The sequence below is a fragment of the Blastococcus sp. CT_GayMR16 genome, assembly GCF_004570875.1.
Taxonomy (GTDB): Bacteria; Actinomycetota; Actinomycetes; order Mycobacteriales; family Geodermatophilaceae; genus Blastococcus_B.
Window position 1 is genome coordinate 21915 of sequence record NZ_SPQK01000023.1, and the last position, 18145, is coordinate 40059.

Here is an 18145-nt window from a genome sequence, read left to right on the forward strand (position 1 = left end):
CAGATGCAAGCCTCAGAGCTTGTCGACTACCTCGGCCGGGAAACCGCCGGTCGCGATCGGGCCCCAGCCGGTGATCGTGATCCGCAGCAGCGACTTCCCCTGGCGGGTCATCGCCGCCCGGTAGTCGTCCCAGTCGGGGTGCTCGCCGCTAATGGAGCGGAAGTACTCGACCAACGGTTCGAGAGCCTCGGGCAGGTCGAGGACCTCCGCCGCGCCGTCCACCTGGACCCAGGGTCCGGTGAAGTCCGACGAGAGGACGCACATCGACACCGCCGGGTCGCGGCGGGCATTGGCGACCTTCGCGCGCTGCGGATACGTGGAGACGACGATGCGCCCCTCGCCGTCGACACCGCAGGTCACCGGGGAGAGCTGGGCACCGCCCTCCCGCCGGCGGGTCAGCAGCACGGCCTGGTGCCGGGGGCGGAGGAACTCGAGCAGGGCGTCGCGGTCGACCCGGTCGGCGGTCGCGGTCTTCGGCATGACGAGGACGCTACGACTTGATCGCGATGATCGTTTCCGTCCGGTCCGGCCCGCGCATCTGTGTTGAGATCGACGTCATGAGGCTCCGCCCACCCGGCCGTTCCACCGACGACAAGGCTGCCGCCTCCTCCCCCGACGCCCCCCACCCGGAGAAGGCCGCGGTCACGACCGCGCCGGCGCCCTCGGCCGAGCGCGGCCCGAAGCTGCGCGCGGGGAGCCGGAAACTGGCGATCGCCTCAGCCCAGTTCCTGCTCATCGTCGCCGCCGTCGTCGTCCTCGGGTACGTCCTGGGCAGGCTCTGGTCGATCCTGCTCCCGGTCGTCCTCGGCCTGCTGATCGCCACGGTGCTGTGGCCGGCGACCCGCTTCCTCCGCAAGCACGGCTGGCCGCCGGCTCTGGCGGCGACCACGGTGCTGCTCGCGTTCATCGTCGCCTTCGTCGGGATCATCGCCGCGATCGCGCCCTCGGTCGCCGACCAGGTCACCGAGCTCGCCGATGCCGCGACCGCCGCCCTGCAGGACGTGCAGGAGTGGCTGCAGGGCCCGCCCTTCAACCTGGGCGAGGACCAGATCGGTGAGGCCGTCGACTCGGTCATCAACTCCATCCAGGGCAACGCGCAGAACATCGCCGGGTACGCCCTCACCGGCGTCTCCGCGGTCGGCAACAGCCTGATCAACCTGGTGCTGGCCCTCGTGCTGGTCTTCTTCTTCCTCAAGGACGGCCCGCGCTTCGTCCCGTGGCTGGCCGCCCAGACCGGCCCCAAGGCCGGCCGGCACGCGGCGGCCCTGTCCTACAAGACCTGGGCGACGCTCTCGGAGTTCATCCGCCAGCAGGCGCTCGTGGGGTTCATCGACGCGTTCTTCATCGGCCTGGGGCTGTGGATCCTCGGCGTTCCGCTGGTCCTGCCGCTGGCGGTGCTGACCTTCTTCGGTGGGTTCATCCCGATCATCGGTGCGTTCGTCGCCGGCGCGTTCGCCGTCCTCGTCGCGCTGGTCAGCAACGGCGTCACGACCGCGCTGATCGTGCTGGGCATCGTCATCCTGGTGCAGCAGATCGAGGGCAACGTCCTCCAGCCCATCATCCAGGGCCGCGGCTTCAACCTGCACGCGGCGGTGGTCATCCTGGCCGTCACCGCGGGCAGCAGCCTGGCGGGCATCACCGGGGCGTTCCTCAGCGTCCCGGTCGCGGCGTTGATCGCCGTCATCTACCGCTATGTGCGCGACGAACTCGACGAACGCAACCCCGAGGTGGCCGACGACGGCACGCGTGCCCGGATCACCGGTGACGACTCCGGGGCCGAGATCGTGCACGAGCAGGTCGCCCCGCCCGCCGAGGGCGGGCGCGAGCACTGACCTCCCCCGCCGGGGGAGCATGGGGAATGCCGGGGCACCCGCCGCGGCTGCACCCCTCGTCGGCCGGATCGGTCGGCAGCGAACGTCAGGGAGGACCCACCGTGGCCCAGCGACCGGAGGAGCTCGTCGAGCTGCTCCCCGAGGCCGAGCGCTTCCTCGCCCGCGAGGCAGCGGTCAGCGAGCCGGCCGAGCGCGCCGGGCTGGTGCTGGTGCACGACCTCGCCGGCGACTTCGACGCCGCCCACGCCGGAGCGCTGGCGGGCGCGCACCTGCTGGCCGCGCTGCCGCACGAGGTGATCGCCCGCTTCGACGCCGACAGCCTCGTCGACTACCGCGCGCACCGTCCGCGGATGACGTTCAGCGGCGACCGCTACGAGGACTTCGCGGCGCCGGAGATCGCGCTGTACGCCCTGGAGGACGACGCCGGCGTGCCGTTCCTCCTGCTGCACGGCACCGAGCCCGACTACGCCTGGGAGCGGTTCGTCGCCGCCGTCGCCCAGCTGGTCGAGCGCTTCGGCGTCACCTCGGTGGTCGCCATGCAGGCCATCCCGATGCCGGTCCCCCACACCCGGCCGGTCACCGTCACCGCGCACGCCACGCGGCGGCAGCTGATCGAGCCCTATCCGGTGTACTGGGGCGAGATGCGGATCCCCGGCAGCGTCTCCTCGCTGCTGGAGCTCCGGCTCGGCGAGGCCGGCGTCGACGCCCTCGGCGTGGCCGCCCACGTGCCGCACTACCTCGCCCAGGCGACCTACCCGGCCGCCTCGCTGACCCTCCTCGAGCACATCGAGAAGCTGACCGGCCTGCACCTGCCGACGGAGACGCTGGCCGAGGCCGCCCAGGCCAACCGCACCGAGATCGACGAGCAGATCGCCCGGTCCACCGAGAACACCGCCGTCGTCGCCGCCCTCGAGCAGCAGTACGACAACTTCACCGCCGCCCGCGAGGGCACCGACCTGCTCGGTAGTTCGGGTGAGGTGCCCAGCGCCGAGGAGATCGGCGCGGAGTTCGAGCGGTTCCTCGCCGACCAGGACCGCAAGCGCCCGCGCGACTGACACCGGTACGACCAAGGGCCCCTCAGGCGAACCTGAGGGGCCCTTCGTCGTCGGCGCGCCGGGTCGTCAGTCCGCGAGGACGACGCGCTCGTTCGGCACGCAGTGCGTCATGGTCAGACCGCTGACGTCGCGCGGACCGTTCTTGCCGAGGTTGGCCGCACGCTGGAGCTCGGCCTCGGTCAGCGTCTGGGTCTGCAGCGGCGCCAGGCCTCGGATGTCGTCCGCGCTGATGCCGATCCCCTCGCCGACCCGCTGACCCAACTCGTCCTCGGCCATGAACAGGTGCCAGACCATCCGCTCCTGGATCGGGCGGTCACACTGGGACAGCCCACCGATCAGCTGGGCGACCAGCTCGTCCTTCTCCCAGTCCTCCGACAGCAGGTACCGCTGCCCGGCCTGCGTGTAGTCGTCGGTGCGGGGGATCCGCTTGCGGGTGAGCCGGCCGGTGATCTCCGGGCCCTGCTCGTCGTGCGTGGGGTACTCGGCCTCGCGCAGGCCGCCGAGGATCGACGGCTCGTAGTTCACGTGCGGGTTCTGCCCGGCGCCCAGGTCCACCCCGTAGGCCATCTGGCCGTCGCGCTGGTTGGTCGCGACGCGGGCGGCCTTGGCCTGGTTCACCGGCAGCTGCAGGTAGTTCGGGCCCACCCGGTAGCGCTGGGTGTCGGAGTAGGAGAACGTCCGGCCTACCAGCATCTTGTCGTCGGAGAAGTCGAGGCCGTCGACGAGCACACCGGTACCGAAGGCGATCTGCTCGCTCTCGGCGAAGAAGTTCTCCGGCGCCCGGTTGAGCGTCATGGTGCCGACCTTGCGCAGCGGGAAGTCGTTCTCCGGCCAGGTCTTGGTGTCGTCCAGCGGGTCGAAGTCCAGCTCGGGGTGGTCGTGGTCGTCCATCAGCTGGACGTAGAGGTCCCACGAGGGGTACTCGCCGCGCTCGATGGCCTCGTAGAGGTCCTTGGTGTGGACGCCGAGCTCCTTGCCCTGCGCCACCTCCGCGTCGGCCGACGTCCAGGACTTGACGCCCTGCTTGGGGAGCCAGTGGTACTTGACCAGCCGGGTCTCACCGGCGGCGTTGACCCACTTGTAGGTGTTCACCCCGAAGCCCTGCATGTGCCGGTAGGACGCCGGGATGCCACGGGGGCTCAGCACCAGGGTGATCATGTGCATCGCCTCGGGCGACTGCGACCAGAAGTCGAACACCCGGTTGGGCACCTGGCGGTCGAAGTTCACCGGGTCGGGCTTCTGCGAGTGGATGAAGTCGGGGAACTTGACGGCGTCCCTGATGAAGAAGACGCCGAGGTTGTTGCCGACGAGGTCCCAGTTGCCGTCCTCGGTGTAGAACTTCACCGCGAATCCGCGGGGGTCGCGGGTGGCCTCGGAGGAGTCGCGGCCACCGGCCACCGTCGAGAACCGAAGGGCGACCTCGGTCTCCTTGCCCTTCTCCTGGAAGAGCTTGGCGCGGGTGTACTTCGAGATCGGCTCGTCGCCGACGGTGCCGTCGGCGACGAAGACACCGAACGCGGTGGCGCCGCGGGCGTGCACGACGCGCTCCGGGATCCGCTCGCGGTCGAAGTGGCTGATCTTCTCGAGGAACTGGTAGTTCTCCAGGGTCGCGGGCCCACGGGCGCCCACCGTCCGCTGGTTCTGGTTGTCGTAGACCGGGTGGCCCTGACGGTTGGTCAGGACGGCGCGGTCGGCCTCACTGGCGGGCGGACCCTGCGATGCGACGTCGGTCATGCGGTAGCTCCTCCTCGGATGTCCAACTGGTGGTTCTGGCGGTTCGGGCCATGGCAGACCGAACACAGCCCCCAGAACACGACCTCGGCCTCGTCGACGACGAAGCCGGCCGCATCCGAGGGACTCAGACAGGGGGCCGCCCCGACGGCGCAGTCGACATCGGCGACCACGCCGCACGAGCGGCAGACCAGGTGGTGGTGGTTGTCCCCGACCCGGAGCTCGAACAGCGCGGGTGCGCCGGCCGGCTCGATGCGGCGGGCGATCCCTCCGGCGACGAGCGCCTTCAGTACGCCGTAGACCGCCTGCGGGGACAGGGACGGGTGCAGGTCGCGCGCGCCGGTGACGATGGTGTCGGCGTCGGCGTGCGGGTGCTCGGCGAGCACGCTGAGGACCGCCAGCCGCGGCCGCGTCACCCGCAGACCCGCACCGCGCAGCTCGTGCGCCCAGGCCGTCTCCATCGCGACCCACTGAACGCCCTTGTTTTGAATCAGTCAAATCAAGCGCGGACGGTCCCAGTCCCTGAGACGACGCACCGTGACGTGTTGATCAGGTCTCCTGATCACGATGGGTCCTGGCTCACGGTCGACGGTGAGCTAGGACCCAGAACGATCAGGTCACCTGATCAACACGGAGCTCAGGCGAAGACGATGGTGCGCGGGCCCTCGACGATGATGCGGTCCTCCACGTGCCAGGTCACCGCCTGCGCCAGCACCTGCCGCTCGACGTAACGGCCCACCCGGCGCATGTCCTCGACCGTCGCCCGGTGGTCGATGCGCGCGACCTCCTGCTCGATGATCGGGCCGGCGTCGAGGTCCGGGGTCACGTAGTGCGCGGTCGCCCCGATCAGCTTCACCCCGCGGTCGTGCGCGGCCTGGTACGGGTTCGCACCGACGAACGCCGGCAGGAAGCTGTGGTGGATGTTGATCAGCCGCTCCGGGAACCGGCTGCAGAAGTCGGCCGACACGATCTGCATGTAGCGGGCCAGGACCACCAGGTCGACGCCGCCGACCAGTTCCAGCGCGGCCGCCTCCGCCTCGGCCTTCGTCTCCGGGGTGACCGGCACGTGGTGGAACGCGATCCCGGCTGCCCGAGCGACCGGCTCCAGGTCGCGGTGGTTGGAGACGACGCAGGCGATCTCGGCCCGGAGGTCGCCGGCCCGAACCCGGTAGATGAGCTCCTGGAGCACGTGGTCGGTCCGGCTCACGAACACCGCGAGGGTGGGCCGGCGAGCGGCCTCGGTCAGGCGCCACGTCATGCGCCACTCCCGGGCCAGGAGGGCCAGTGCGCCCTCGAGCTGGTGCCGGCGTGCGGCCAGGTCCTCGAGGACGAACTCCAGCCGCAGCGTGAACGTGCCGCCGGTGGGGTCGGACGAGTGCTGCTGCGAGTCGATGATGTTCGCACCGGCATCGGCCATGAGCCGGGACAGGACGGCGACGATCCCGGGCCGGTCGGGGCAGCGGACGACGAGCCGCCCCACGTCGGTGAACCGGGGGTCGCGCGCGTCAGTCACGACAAGATCGTCGCAGATGCCGCGACCGGTCTCCGGTCAGTCCGTGTCGAGGCAGAGGCAGAAGGGGTGGCCGGCCGGATCCAGGAGCACCCGGACGTTCTCCTGCGGCTGGTGGGCAGCGACTGTCGCTCCCAGCGAGACCGCCTCGTCCACCGCCGAATCCAGGTCACCGACCTGGAAGTCGAAGTGCATCATCGTCCGCTGCCTGCCCTCGACCGGGGGCCAGACGGGCGGCGTGTACCCGGTCGCCTGCTGGAAGACGACGTAGACCGACCCCTCCGGAGCCGCGAGGATGGCCGTTCCCGGTTCCTCGTGCCCGATGGGCCAGCTGAGCAGCTCCGAGTAGAACCGGGCCAGGGCACCGGGATCGGGCGCCTCGATGGCCGTTCCCCACCACATGCCGTTCGTCCGCGATCGCACGGGTGCAGCGTCCTAGACCTCGGGCAGCTCCGCGCGGCGGGCGTTGGCGACGTCGAAGAGGTCGCCGTACTCCTCGACCCGGGCCAGGACCTCGTCGGTGGTGAAGCGCAGGGTGGCCGGGTCGGCGCCCTCGCGCACCGCGTCGACCTCGTCCCAGCCGATCGGCGTGGACACCGTCGCGCCCGCCCGGGCCCGCAGCGAGTACGGCGCCACCGTCGTCTTCGCCGGGTTGTTCTGGCTCCAGTCGATGAGCACCTTGCCGGGACGCAGCACCTTCTCCATGCGCCAGACGACGTCGTCGGGGGTCTCCGCCGAGAGTTCCTCGGCCAGCCTCTTGGCGTACCGGCTGGGGTGCTCGCGATCGGCCGCCACGATCGGTGCGTAGACCTGCATGCCCTTCGACCCCGAGGTCTTGACCACCGGGTCCAGCCCGTCGGCCTCCAGTCGCTCCCCGAGGCGTTCGGCGACCGCGCAGCACTCGGTCAGCCCGGTCTCCGGGCCCGGGTCGAGATCGAGCACCAGCAGGTCGGGGAGCTGCGGCACGCCGTCGTCGTCGACCTGCCACTGGGGCACGTGCAGTTCCAGCGCCGCGAGGTTGGCCGCCCAGGCCAGGTCGGCCACCGACTCCAGGACGACCATGTCCAGCGTCTCCCGCCCCGTCGAGCTGCCCGGGCTCGGGATCGTCACGCGGCGGACCCACTCGGGGGCGTGCCGCGCGCTGTTCTTCTCGAAGAACGTCTGCCCCTCGACGCCGTCGGGCCAGCGGGTGAACGTCACCGGGCGGCCGGCCAGGTGCGGCAGGAGCACCGGCCCGACCCGTACGTAGTAGTCGATCACCTGGGCCTTGGTGACCTCGACCTCCGGGAACAGCACCTTCTCCAGGTTGGAGACGCTCAGCGTCCGCCCGTCGATCTCCACCCGCTGCTTGGCCGGGCTCATGGCTCGACCACGACGTCGTCCGGTTCGAGGTCGTCGCGGACGCCGCGCCACGAGGGATGGCGGAGCCGCCCGTCGGTCGTCCAGACCGCGTACGCCACCTCGCCCACCAGGTCCGGCTCCACCCAGTGCGCGTCCCGCGTGACCTCGCGGGGCAGGGTGCCGGAGAACGGGGACGTCGTCCGCGAGGTGAGCATCCGCTTCAGGTCCGTGAGGTCCTGGTCGGTGAAGCCGGTGCCGACGTGCCCCGCGAAGACCAGCCGCCCCTCGTCGTCCGGGACGCCGAACAGCAGCGACCCGATCCCCCCGGCCCGCCGTCCCTGGCCGGGCCGCCAGCCGCCGACGACCACCGCCTGGGACCGGAAGTTCTTCACCTTGCGCCAGTCGGGGCCCCGCAGCCCCGGGCGGTAGACCGAGTTCAGCCGCTTCGCGACGACCCCCTCGAGCCCGTTCTCCTGACTGGCGGCCAGCACCTGCGCCCCTCCCCCGGGGAACCACGGCGTCGCCACCCAGCGGTGCCCCGCGAGGCCCAGGGCGTCCAGCCGCTCCCGGCGCTGCGCGTAGGGCACCCCGAGCAGGTCCTCGCCGTCCCAGGACAGCAGATCGAAGACGAGATAGGTGACCGGCTTCTCGGCGGCCATGCGGGGCACCTCGGGGCCCGTGCGGTGCATCCGGTTCTGCAGCGCCCCGAAGTCCGGGCGGCCGGCGGCGTCCATGGCCACGATCTCGCCGTCCACCACCGCGTCGTGCCCGGTGAGCGCGGCCGGGAGCCGCGCCACCTCGGGATAGCGCACGGTGATCTCGGTGCCCTTGCGCGAGGTCAGCACCAGGACCCCCCTGTGCACCGAGGCGACCGCGCGCACGCCGTCCCACTTGAACTCGTAGCCCCACCGGTCGTCCTCGTCCGGCGGGGGCAGCTCCCCTGCGGTGGCGAGCATCGGCCGCGGTGCGTCGGGCCGGACCGGCGGCGGGGTGGCGTCGAGCTTGCGGATGTTCCAGGCGCCGTCGTCCAGCGGGAACAGCGCGTAGCGGCCGGCCAGCCGGCGGCCGTCGAAGGTCACGATGATGTGCCGCTCGTCCCACTTCTCGGTGGCGTAGCGGCCGGCGTCCCAGATGGTGACGGCGCCGCCGCCGTACTCGCCGGCAGCGATGTCACCGGCGAACGAGGCGTACTCGAGCGGATGGTCCTCGGTCGGGACGGCGAGCCGGTTCGTGCCGGCCTCGGTCGGCGGGCCCTTGGGCACCGCCCAGCTCTTCAGGACGCCGTCGCGCTCGAGCCGGAGGTCCCAGTGCACGCGCTCACCGGTCCGGCCGCGAGGGGTGTGGTGCTCCTGGACGACGAAGGTGTCGTCGTTGCCGGTCGGCAGTGGACTGCCAGCGGCGGGAACGGGCTCGGCCGTGCGCGCCGGGTCCCGCTTGGCGCGGTACGCGGCGAGCGGATCCTCCCGCCCACCGCGCGGACGCGGCGGCACGTCAGGCGCTGCGGCGGGCGCGCTTGGCAGGTGGCCTGTCCGCGGTCGTCTTCTTCGCCGCGGTGCTCTTGCTAGCGGTGCTCTTGCTGGCGGTGGTCTTCTTCGCCGCGGTCGTCTTCTCCGCCGCTGCCGCCTTCTTGGCCGGCGCCTTCTTGGCGGGGGCGGCCTTCTTGGCCGGCGCCCGCTTGGCGGGAGCCTTCGCGGCCGGCGCATCCTCCGCGGAGTCGCCGTCGTCCGCGTCGTCGGCGGACCCGCCGCGGGCCCGCTCGACACTGCGGCGCAGCGCGCTCATGAGGTCGACGACGGCGGCTCCGGAGTCGGGCACCTCCGGCACCTGCTGGACCTCGCCACCGCTCTGCTTGGCCTCGAGCAGCTCGGTCAGCGCCGCGCGGTAGTCGTCGGTGAACTCGGTGGCATCGAACTCGCCGGTCATCGAGCTGATCAGCGCCTCGGCCATCTTCAGCTCCTGGGGCCGGACGCTGATGTCCTCGTCGAGGAACGCGAAGTCGGGACGGCGGATCTCGTCGGGCCACCGCATCGTGTGGAGGACGAGCACGCCCTCCTTCACGCGCAGGGCGGCGAGGGACTCGCGCTGCCGGATGGCGATCTTGGTGATCGCGACCTGCCCGGCGTTCTCGAGGGCGTCGCGCAGCAGCACGTAGGGGCGCGCGGCCGGGCCGTCGGGCTCGAGGTAGTAGGTCTTCTCGAACATGATCGGGTCGATCTCGTCCTGGTCCACGAACTCGAGGACCTCGATCTCGCGCCGGGTGCTCAGCGGGAGGTCGTCGAAGTCCTCGTCGGTCAGGATGACGACCTGGCCGTCGGGCAGTTCGTAGCCCTTGGCGATGTCGCTGTACTCGACCTCTTCGCCGTCGATCGAGCAGACCCGCTTGTACTTGACCCGTCCCCCGTCGGTGGCGTGCACCTGGTGGAAGCGGATGTCCTTGTCCTCGGTGGCGGAGTACAGCTTCACGCCGATGCTGACGAGGCCGAACGACACAGCCCCGCGCCAGATCGATCGCATGCTGCCCCTTCCCGAACCGGGCCCAAGCCCCTGACGGACCCGGAACCGGGTCAAGATCACAGGATAGGTCCGGCCGGGCCCCCGCGGCAGGTCGACCGACGTGCGACGTCCCCCGGATGGAGTAAGGACCCCCCTCGCCCTCCACCGCTCGCAAGCTCTTGTCGGGCCCCTGCGAGCGGGCCTGATCAGTCCTCCTCGTCGACGCCTTCGGACTGGGGTGCGAGTCCGCCGTTCTGGATGCCGTCGTAGACGAACTGGAGGACGTCGGAGCCGGCCACCATCGTCATCGTGAGAGCGGCCAGGCGGGTGGCCTTGGGAGCGGTCACGTAGCCGAACACGAAGCCGGTGCCGACCCACTGGGCCAGGCAGAACGGGCAGGTGAGCAGTTCCCCCACCGCGTGCTTGGCACCCCCGTGCTCGCGGACCTCCTCGGCGACCTCCGCGTGCCCGGAGGGTCCCTCGAACCGCACGAACGGCGCCCGGATCGGGGCGGTCACCGGGTCCTTCGCGATGCGCCGGGCGAGGCGGAAGGTGGCCACGGTCAGCAGGAAGGCGTCCCCGACCGGGATCCGCTCCGGCAGCTCGCGCCCCGACGCGCGCACCGCCGCCGCTGCGGCCGACACCAGCCCGACGTAGACGCCCATCGCGCCGAGGTCGCCGGCGAGTGGGCGCGGCTCGCCGTTGGTGTACTCCCGCTTCTGGGTGCGGGCCCACCGGCGGACCGGTGCGCCGATCCGCAGGACCTCGTCTGCAAGCGACATGGCAGCGCGCTACCCCTGCCCCGGTCTCCGCAACCGGCCCACCCGACGGCGTGCGCCAACCCACACCGGCGCATGGCCGCCGGGGGGACGGGTAGGGCGGGAGTCAGACACGGGTCGGAGGACCGGTTCCCCGCCCCGCCGCGCTCCCGCGGTCCGGCGCGGACCCGTGCAGAAGGAGGCACCGAATGACGCAGCCCGAGGGCCAGACCGCCCGCGACATCTTCCCCGAGGACGAGGGCCTCCCGGAGGTCGCGAACGACGACTCCCCCACCAGCGAGATGGCCGAGGACCCGGAGTTCGCCCCATTGCCCGGTGAGCGTCCCGGCGCCAGCGTCGACTTCGGCACCACCTCGGAGGAGCAGGCCGAGGGCGAGTCGCTCGACGGCCGGCTGGCCCGCGAGATCCCGGACGGCGCCCCGGACGTCCGGCCGGCCGAGGACCCCCAGCGCGCGCACGCCCAGTTCGAGCAGGACCTGGACACGACCCAGCCCACCGACTCGGGCACCGAGCGGACCGCCGACGACCTCGAGGCCACCGCAGATACCGCCGTCGGCGGGGAGGGACCCGAGGAGAGCGCCGTCCACATCATCGACGGCTGACCCCGTTGAAGCCCCACCCCTGACGCGCCTCGCCGGGGGTGGGTTGGCACGTGCTCGTACGGTTGTCTACGTTTGTGATCGCGGTTCAGCAGGAAGCCGCGAAACGGTTCCGGGGCAATCCCCCGGCGCCGACACCCGTTCGACCACCTGCGGAACCGGGGACGTCCAGTTCCCGGATCGCACAGCGGTAGATTGTCGGGGCGGTCCGCCGTCCCGGTACCGCCGAGAGGAGCACTGTCCGTGACCACTTCCGACCTTCCCGCCGAGGGGCAGCCCGACGTGTCGACCGAAGGCACCGAGGCACCCTTCGACGACGTGATCACGCTTTCCACCTCCACCGGTGACGACGGCGTGGTGACGGTGACGGTCGTCGGCGAGGTGGACACGTTCACCGCTCCCGTGCTGCGCTCGACGCTGGACAGCCAGCTCGAGCAGCAGCCGAAGGAACTCGTCATCGACCTGTCCGGCGTCCAGTTCCTCGGCTCCGCCGGACTGGCCGTGCTGGTGGAGACGCAGAAGTCCTCCCGCGCCCGCGAGGTCGCGCTGAGCCTGATCGCCACCACTCGCGCCGTCACCCGCCCGCTCGAGGTGACCGGCCTGATCGACCTGTTCACGATCGCCGACAGCAGCGCTCGCTGAACGACCGCCGGGACCACCCGGCGCGCACGAACGAACGAAGGCCCCGCCGAACGGCGGGGCCTTCGTCGTCTCCTGGCCTACGCCGACAGCATCTGGCAGACCGCGGCCTCGAGCACCTTCTGGGTGTCTCGGTCGGCCATGCCCCCCGACGACAGGGCCTCCTCGGCCTCCCGCAGCACGTGGGCGACGGTCTCCCCGTGCTCGAACCGGTCGACGACCCGGGGGTCGACGTAGCTCGCCTTGCACACCGCCGGGGTGTTCCCGAGCTGCTCGCTGACCTGCTTGTACGCGGCGCTGACGACCTTCTTGCGGGCCGTCCGGCTGGCCGGCGGCGGCACCTCCGCGAGCGCCGCCGCCATGAGCACGGTCGCGGTCCAGGTGCGGAAGTCCTTCGCGGTGATCTCCGCCCCGCTGATCTCCTTGAGGTAGGCGTTGATCTCGGCGCTGGTCACGTCGCGCCACTCGCCGTCCCCGGTCTGGTAGGCCAGCAGGTCCTCCCCCGCGTCGGCCGGGCGTTCCAGCAGCTGCCGGACGACCGTGGCCGTCGGCCGGTCGGTGATCTCCACCTCGCGGTCGATCCCGCCCTTGGCCGTGTAGGAGTAGAAGGTCCGCTCACCGCGGACCGACACGTGCGAGCGCTTGAGCGTGGCCAGCCCGTAGGTGCCGTTCTCCACCTCGTACTGCTCGCTGCCGACACGGAAGGCCCCGAGGTCGAGCAGACGGATCGCGGTGGCCAGCACGCGGTCCCGGTTCAGGCCCCGGGTGCGCAGACCGGCCTTGACGGCGTCCCGCACGTCCGGGAGCTGGTGGGCGATCTCCAGGACCCGCTCGTGCTTCTCGGCGTCGCGCCGGGTCCGCCACTCGTCGTGGTACCGGTACTGCCGCCGGCCGGCCGCGTCGACGCCGGTGGCCTGGATGTGCCCGTTCGGCCAGGGGCAGATCCAGACGTCCTTCCAGGCCGGCGGGATGGCCAAGCCACGGATCCGGTCGAGCCGGTCGTCCTTGATCAAGGTGCCGTCGACGTCGGAGTAGGCGAAGCCCCGCCCGGCCCTGCGACGCCGGTACCCGGGTCCGTTCACGTCGCTGCGCCGAAGTCTCACGTCCGGAGGATGTGCACCGGACCGGTTCCCCAAACCGTCCGCGGGTGCGCGGTCGCTCCGCCGGGGGGATCAGCGCAGATCGACCAGCCCACCGAGTCCACTGATCTGCAGGATGTGCCGGGTGACGCCGCCCTCGGGCGCGTGGACGACGAGCCGCCAGCCCTCGTCGCGGCCGATGCGGGCGATCGCGAGGACCACCCGGACGGCCGCACTGCTGAACAGGGTGACCGCGCCGAGGTCGAGCTCGACCCGGCCGGTGCCTCCGTGGCTGGCCTCCAGCAGCCGGATGCGCATCTGCTCGGCGCTGATCTCGTCGACCGCGCCGGCGACCGAGACGACCGGCCGCGGGCCGTCGCGGTCGACGCTCACGGTCGCGCTCGCGTGGTTCGCCGAGTGGTCGGGGTCGACGTCGGGCGTGCGGCGGAGGCGGACGCTGAGCGTGACCGTCGTCCCGCGTTCCTCCTCCTCGAACACCACGGTGTCGACGAGCTGCCGCATGATCAGCAGCCCACGTCCCCGGTCGCCCGGGTCGCGGTCCGGCGGGCGCCAGGTGCCCTCGTCCCGGACCGTGACGGTCAGGACGCCGTCCACGTCCACGGAGGCCGTGACCCACATCGGGCCGGGCTCCGAGCCCTGGTAGGCGTGCTCGGCGGCGTTGGCACAGGCCTCGCCGACCGCCACCATGACGCCGACCCGGTCCTGCTCCCCCATCCCGAGGGCGGCCAGCCAGCCGCCGAGGCGGCGGCGCACCCCCGGCAGGGCCGAGGGGACGGCGGTCAGTTCCAGCTGCAGCGGCTCCAGCGCGGTCTCGCGGCGGTGCGCCACGAGGACGGCGACGTCGTCCGGCCAGCCCTGCGGCCGCCGGACCCCCTCGGCCACGGAGGAGGCCAACCCGGCCGAGGCGTCCGCCTCGAGCGCACCGGGCGCCCGGAGCACCGAGCGCGAGACGTCCGCCAGGCGGCTCAGCGCCTCGTCGGGGACGGCGGCGCCGCCGGCGATGGCCCCGTTGGAGAAGAGCACGAGCGTGGCGCCCTGCTCGAGCACGTGCTCGGAGATCTCGGTCTTCACGCCCGGCAGGCTGCCGAGCGGAGGCCGCGGGGTGCCCGGGAGGAACGACGTCCGGCCGTCGGCGTGGACGACGAGCGGCGGTGGATGCCCGGCCGCGCCGTAGGTCAGCGTGCCGGTGCCCGCGTCCAGGACGCCGTAGAACACCGAGGCGCCCTCGACGTCGTCCATCTGGGCGGCGAAGTCGTCCAGGGCGGCGAGCACCACCCGCGGCGAGGGATCCCGCAGCGCGGTCGAGCGCATGGCTCCCCGGAGGCGGCTCATCGCGCCCGCCGCGGGCACGCCGTGGCCCACGGCGTCACCGACGACGAGGGCAACCCGGCCGGCGCCCAGCGGGACCGCGTCGTACCAGTCGCCGCCGGCCGCACGGGCCGACGACGCCCGGTGGTAACTGCCGGAGAGGCGCAGGTCGGGCAGCATCGGCAGCGACGGGGGCAGCAGCGAGAGCTGCGCCTGCTCCACGAGGTCGACCGGCTGCTTGGGCCACAGCGACATGTCGGTCGCAGTGTCGTCGGGCTCGAGCACGAGCAGCACGCCGGGGCCACCGGCCACGCGCATGGGCCGCGCGATCACCGTGGCTGACGTGCCGGGCTCGCCGAGCGGGCCGCAGAGGGTCTCGGGACGTCCCGTGCGGAGGACGTCGTCGACGACCTCGGCGACCGAGCGGCCGTCGACGAAGGGGAACCCGCTGCGGTCGGTACCGAGTTGCCGCGCACGAGCGTTCGCCCAGACGGGCTCGGCAGCGGAGGTGAGGCAGTAGATGGCGGCCGGAGCCGACTCCATGGCCGTCACCAGGGCAGCAGCGGCCGCGTCCCCGGCGGGACCGGGGAGGGACGGCTCGGAGCCGGGGGTGGTGCTCATCTCGGGCCAGCCAATACCAGCGTTCGTGGCGTGGCAACCGCACCTCGCCGAGACGTGGGACCGTGGGGCGAGCCACGTTTCGGTCCGGCTTCGTCCGGGGTAATCGGCCGGGGTTGGGCGGTGATCGGGTGACGAACCCGGGCCGCCACCCGTGCCCCGCGTGGGACACGACAGGATGGACCGCCGCGACTCGAAGGCCGAGCGCGCCGGGAACGAAGGAGCGGACGACGGATGGTCGACTCGAGGGGTGCCCTCGCTCAGGACGGGCGACGCGCGGAGCGGTTGGAGCTGCGCGTGCCCACCACCGCCACGCAGCTGCCCGCGGTACGGGCCATGGCCGCTGACCTGGCGATCCGGATGGACTACGACCTCGACGCGGTCGAGGACCTCCGCTTGGCCGTGGACGAGGCCTGCGCGACGCTCGCCCAGATCGCCACCGGCGACGCGCCGCTCACCGTCATCTTCGAGACGACCCGCGCCGGGCTGCACATCGAGGCCTGGGTCCCCACCCCCGAGGGGGCCGAGGTGCCGCGCGACGGCTTCGGCTGGGCGATCCTGGCCACCCTGGTCGACGCCGTGGACGCCCGCCGGTCGACCCAGGCCGACGTGCCTGCGGGCGACGGTTCCGACACCCCCGTGGGCCTCATCGCCATGGACAAGTACCTGCCCGGTCAGCGCCCCGCCCCCGTCGGCAGCGATGCAGGCCAGAACCTCTCGGTGGCCCGGTGAGCCGGTCGCCGGCCACCGACGAGACACCCGTCGTGGGGACTCCTGTGCCTGACCAGAGGTCCGCAGCGACGCACGGAGCAGCGGAGGACGACATCGCAGCGCAGAACAGTCCGGCCGAGGAGGTTCCCGGCCCCCGGGCCGAGGACGGCGACGTTGCCCCCACGACCGACCCGGACGCGGACGCCGTCGACGTGGTCGCCGATGCCGTCGTCGAACCCGATGCTGTCGTCGAACCCGATGCCGTTGTCGAGCCCGATGCCGTTGTCGAACCCGATGCCGTCGTCGAGCCCGATGCCGTCGCCGAACCCGATGCGCCGCCCATCTCGGACAACCGCCGCCGGGCCCAACGGACCGCCCCGCTCTTCGCCGAGCTCGCCACGCTGGAGAAGGACGACCCGCGCCGCGAGCGGCTGCGGGAGATCCTCGTCGAGGAGCACCTCCCCCTGGTCCGGCACTTCGCGCGGCGGTTCAGCAACCGCGGGGAGCCCTTCGACGACCTGTTGCAGGTCGGCACGCTCGGCCTGATCGCGGCGATCGACCGGTTCGACCCGACGCGCGGTGTCGAGTTCCTCTCCTTCGCCGTCCCGACGATCACCGGCGAGATCAAGCGGCACTTCCGCGACCAGGGCTGGTCGGTCCGCGTACCGCGTCGGCTGCAGGAGCTGCACCTGTCGCTGAACGCCGCGGTCGGTGAGCTCGCGCAGAAGAACGGCCGGGCGCCGACCCCGTCGGAGCTGGCCGCCCACCTGGGAATCCCCCGCGCGGAGGTGCTCGAGGGGCTGGCCGTCGCCAACGCCTACCGCAGCAGCTCGCTCGACGAGCGGCTCTCGGGTGAGGACGACTCCCCCACCCTCGCCGCGACCCTCGGCGAGGAGGACGCCGCGCTCGAGGGCGTCGAGTACCGGGAGTCGCTGCAGCCGCTGCTGGCGACCATCCCCGCCCGCGAGCGACGGATCCTGATCCTGCGGTTCTTCGGCAACATGACGCAGTCGCAGATCGCTGCGGACATCGGCATCTCGCAGATGCACGTGTCCCGGCTGCTCAGCCAGACCCTGGCCAAGCTCCGCGAGGGCCTGCTCAAGGACTGAACGGTGTGTTCCGCGGCGCGGGGGCCGGAGGCCTCCCGGCGCGGCACACGGACCGGCTCCGCGTGACAGGGGACGGCACGTGGCCGCGGTGCGATCCGGAGGATCGCAGTGTCATTGCGCCGGCGGCAGCTCGGCGCTCCCGATGCCGCGGACCTCGTCCTTGGCCTGGGCGAGCGAGGGCGTCGTCGGCGGGGGCGCGTCGGCGATGCTGGAGAGCTCGATCTTCGCCTCCGGCTGGGCGGCTGCCGGCGGGAGCTGTGACTCGAACCAGCCGCTGGTGTCCATCTCCGAGGTGGGCGTCGCGGTGCCGTTGGGCGACGCGCCGACGTCCAGCCAGGACTTGCCCTCTTCGGCGCCGCCCAGCCGGGACAGGCCCTCCAGCGCCTTGCTGAACTCGCTGGGGACGATCCACATCTTGTTGGCGTCGCCCTGCGCGATCTTCGGCAGCGTCTGCAGGTACTGGTAGGCGAGCAGGCCCTGGTCGGGCTTCCCGTCGTGGATGGCCTGGAAGACCGTCTCGATCGACTTGGCCTGGCCCTGGGCCTGCAGGAACAGCGCCGCCCGCTCACCCTCGGCGCGCAGGATGCGGCTCTGCCGCTCCGCCTCCGCCTCGAGGATCGCCGCCTGCTTCTTGCCCTCGGCCGACAGGATCGCCGCCGCCTTCTGGCCCTCGGCGGTCGTGATCGCCGACTGCCGCGCACCCTCGGCGGTGAGGATGATCGCGCGCTTGTCGCGGTCGGCGCGCATCTGCTTCTCCATCGAGTCGCGGATGGACGCCGGCGGGTCGATCGCCTTGATCTCGACCCGGGCCACCCGGAGACCCCACGGGCCGGTCGTGCCGTCGAGCACCTCGCGGAGCTGGCTGTTGATGCCGTCCCGCCCGGTCAGGGCTCCCTCGAGGTTGAGCCCGCCGACGACGTTACGCAGCGTCGTCGTGGTCAGCTGCTCCATGCCGGTGATGTAGTTGGCGATCCCGTACACCGCCAGGCGCGGGTCGGTGACCTGGAAGTACAGGACCGTGTCGATGCCGACCTGCAGGTTGTCCGAGGTGATCACCGGCTGCGGCGGGAAGGAGATGACCTGCTCGCGCAGGTCGATGGTCGCCCGCACCCGGTCAACGAAAGGCACGAGCAGGCTCAGGCCGGGCTGGAGGGTGCGGCTGTAGCGGCCGAGCCGCTCGATCACCTTCGCCTGGGCCTGGGGAACGATGGTCACGCTCTTGGCCAGCACGATGATCACGAACAGCGCCACCACGATCAGCGCGATGAGTGCGGGTGTCACGGGAGGCTCCCTTCCTCGGAGTCACCTGCGATCTTCCCC

Annotated in this window: 18 protein-coding genes; 6 read left to right on the forward strand and 12 right to left on the reverse strand. The window is 72.0% G+C overall.

Annotation, left to right across the window (positions count from 1 at the left end; all coding sequences use genetic code 11):
• Positions 1 to 12 precede the first annotated feature (12 nt).
• A complete protein-coding gene (locus E4P38_RS19645; protein WP_135133683.1) occupies positions 13 to 480 on the reverse strand; it encodes a PPOX class F420-dependent oxidoreductase in 468 nt (155 codons plus the stop codon).
• Between the two features lie 77 nt (positions 481 to 557).
• Here E4P38_RS19645 and E4P38_RS19650 point away from each other — a divergent pair, with 77 nt between their 5' ends.
• Positions 558 to 1832 carry an AI-2E family transporter gene (locus tag E4P38_RS19650; RefSeq protein WP_135133684.1) on the forward strand — a complete coding sequence of 425 codons (1275 nt, stop codon included), beginning with the start codon at positions 558 to 560 and terminating at the stop codon, positions 1830 to 1832.
• A gap of 101 nt (positions 1833 to 1933) precedes the next feature.
• Entirely contained in the window at positions 1934 to 2887 is a 954-nt protein-coding gene (locus E4P38_RS19655) for a PAC2 family protein (protein ID WP_209309211.1), read from the forward strand.
• A gap of 66 nt (positions 2888 to 2953) precedes the next feature.
• Here E4P38_RS19655 and E4P38_RS19660 read toward each other — a convergent pair whose 3' ends face one another.
• From E4P38_RS19660 to E4P38_RS19695, 8 genes are all read right to left on the reverse strand, one after another.
• Positions 2954 to 4621, reverse strand: coding sequence for a catalase (locus tag E4P38_RS19660; protein WP_135133686.1), 1668 nt, complete (start codon positions 4619 to 4621; stop codon positions 2954 to 2956).
• Positions 4618 to 5079: a Fur family transcriptional regulator gene (locus tag E4P38_RS19665; RefSeq protein ID WP_135133687.1), complete on the reverse strand. Its 462-nt coding sequence runs from the start codon at positions 5077 to 5079 to the stop codon at positions 4618 to 4620. The genes E4P38_RS19660 and E4P38_RS19665 overlap by 4 nt, the downstream gene beginning before the upstream one ends.
• Positions 5080 to 5255: 176 nt before the next feature.
• The gene (purU, locus tag E4P38_RS19670) at positions 5256 to 6131 is read right to left on the reverse strand and encodes a formyltetrahydrofolate deformylase (RefSeq protein WP_135133688.1); all 876 of its coding nucleotides are present in this window, start codon (positions 6129 to 6131) and stop codon (positions 5256 to 5258) included.
• 36 nt (positions 6132 to 6167) lie between these two features.
• On the reverse strand, positions 6168 to 6551 hold the full coding sequence (locus E4P38_RS19675; RefSeq protein ID WP_245161170.1) for a VOC family protein: 384 nt from the start codon (positions 6549 to 6551) through the stop codon (positions 6168 to 6170).
• Between the two features lie 12 nt (positions 6552 to 6563).
• Complete coding sequence (gene ligD, locus E4P38_RS19680; protein ID WP_135133689.1) at positions 6564 to 7490, reverse strand: non-homologous end-joining DNA ligase; 927 nt, start codon at positions 7488 to 7490, stop codon at positions 6564 to 6566.
• The gene (gene ligD / locus E4P38_RS19685) at positions 7487 to 8959 is read right to left on the reverse strand and encodes a non-homologous end-joining DNA ligase (RefSeq protein ID WP_135133690.1); all 1473 of its coding nucleotides are present in this window, start codon (positions 8957 to 8959) and stop codon (positions 7487 to 7489) included. Before ligD (E4P38_RS19685) ends, ligD (E4P38_RS19680) begins: the two co-directional genes overlap by 4 nt.
• Position 8960: 1 nt before the next feature.
• Positions 8961 to 9983, reverse strand: a complete 1023-nt coding sequence (locus E4P38_RS19690; RefSeq protein WP_135133691.1) for a Ku protein — start codon at positions 9981 to 9983, stop codon at positions 8961 to 8963.
• Positions 9984 to 10168: 185 nt separating this feature from the next.
• Positions 10169 to 10744, reverse strand: a complete 576-nt coding sequence (locus E4P38_RS19695) for a DUF1360 domain-containing protein (protein WP_135133692.1) — start codon at positions 10742 to 10744, stop codon at positions 10169 to 10171.
• A gap of 185 nt (positions 10745 to 10929) precedes the next feature.
• Between E4P38_RS19695 and E4P38_RS19700 the strand changes: the two genes are divergently transcribed.
• Positions 10930 to 11343 (forward strand): hypothetical protein, encoded by a 414-nt coding sequence (locus E4P38_RS19700; protein WP_135133693.1) that lies wholly within the window; start codon positions 10930 to 10932, stop codon positions 11341 to 11343.
• Between the two features lie 240 nt (positions 11344 to 11583).
• Positions 11584 to 11982 carry an STAS domain-containing protein gene (locus E4P38_RS19705; protein WP_135133694.1) on the forward strand — a complete coding sequence of 133 codons (399 nt, stop codon included), beginning with the start codon at positions 11584 to 11586 and terminating at the stop codon, positions 11980 to 11982.
• Between the two features lie 77 nt (positions 11983 to 12059).
• Here the strand turns inward: E4P38_RS19705 and E4P38_RS19710 are convergent, their stop codons facing one another.
• A complete protein-coding gene (locus E4P38_RS19710) occupies positions 12060 to 13082 on the reverse strand; it encodes a DNA topoisomerase IB (protein WP_245161171.1) in 1023 nt (340 codons plus the stop codon).
• A gap of 69 nt (positions 13083 to 13151) precedes the next feature.
• Positions 13152 to 15008, reverse strand: coding sequence for a SpoIIE family protein phosphatase (locus tag E4P38_RS19715; protein WP_135133695.1), 1857 nt, complete (start codon positions 15006 to 15008; stop codon positions 13152 to 13154).
• A 231-nt stretch (positions 15009 to 15239) separates the two neighbouring features.
• Here E4P38_RS19715 and E4P38_RS19720 point away from each other — a divergent pair, with 231 nt between their 5' ends.
• Together E4P38_RS19720 and E4P38_RS19725 are read left to right on the forward strand one after the other, a co-directional pair.
• The gene (locus tag E4P38_RS19720; RefSeq protein WP_135133696.1) at positions 15240 to 15737 is read left to right on the forward strand and encodes an ATP-binding protein; all 498 of its coding nucleotides are present in this window, start codon (positions 15240 to 15242) and stop codon (positions 15735 to 15737) included.
• 44 nt (positions 15738 to 15781) lie between these two features.
• Positions 15782 to 16825, forward strand: coding sequence for an RNA polymerase sigma factor SigF (locus tag E4P38_RS19725; RefSeq protein ID WP_245161172.1), 1044 nt, complete (start codon positions 15782 to 15784; stop codon positions 16823 to 16825).
• 111 nt (positions 16826 to 16936) lie between these two features.
• Here the strand turns inward: E4P38_RS19725 and E4P38_RS19730 are convergent, their stop codons facing one another.
• Positions 16937 to 18106 carry an SPFH domain-containing protein gene (locus E4P38_RS19730; RefSeq protein ID WP_135133697.1) on the reverse strand — a complete coding sequence of 390 codons (1170 nt, stop codon included), beginning with the start codon at positions 18104 to 18106 and terminating at the stop codon, positions 16937 to 16939.
• Between the last annotated feature and the right edge of the window lie 39 nt (positions 18107 to 18145).

Coding starts and splice junctions, on each gene's coding strand:
- E4P38_RS19700 (WP_135133693.1), top strand. CDS start 10,930: ATGACGCAGCCCGAGGGCCAGACCGCCCGCGACATCTTCCCCGAGGAC.
- ligD (WP_135133689.1), bottom strand. CDS start 7,490: ATGAGCCCGGCCAAGCAGCGGGTGGAGATCGACGGGCGGACGCTGAGC.
- E4P38_RS19650 (WP_135133684.1), top strand. CDS start 558: ATGAGGCTCCGCCCACCCGGCCGTTCCACCGACGACAAGGCTGCCGCC.
- E4P38_RS19645 (WP_135133683.1), bottom strand. CDS start 480: ATGCCGAAGACCGCGACCGCCGACCGGGTCGACCGCGACGCCCTGCTC.
- E4P38_RS19695 (WP_135133692.1), bottom strand. CDS start 10,744: ATGTCGCTTGCAGACGAGGTCCTGCGGATCGGCGCACCGGTCCGCCGG.
- E4P38_RS19690 (WP_135133691.1), bottom strand. CDS start 9,983: ATGCGATCGATCTGGCGCGGGGCTGTGTCGTTCGGCCTCGTCAGCATC.
- E4P38_RS19660 (WP_135133686.1), bottom strand. CDS start 4,621: ATGACCGACGTCGCATCGCAGGGTCCGCCCGCCAGTGAGGCCGACCGC.
- E4P38_RS19715 (WP_135133695.1), bottom strand. CDS start 15,008: ATGAGCACCACCCCCGGCTCCGAGCCGTCCCTCCCCGGTCCCGCCGGG.
- E4P38_RS19665 (WP_135133687.1), bottom strand. CDS start 5,079: ATGGAGACGGCCTGGGCGCACGAGCTGCGCGGTGCGGGTCTGCGGGTG.
- E4P38_RS19720 (WP_135133696.1), top strand. CDS start 15,240: ATGGTCGACTCGAGGGGTGCCCTCGCTCAGGACGGGCGACGCGCGGAG.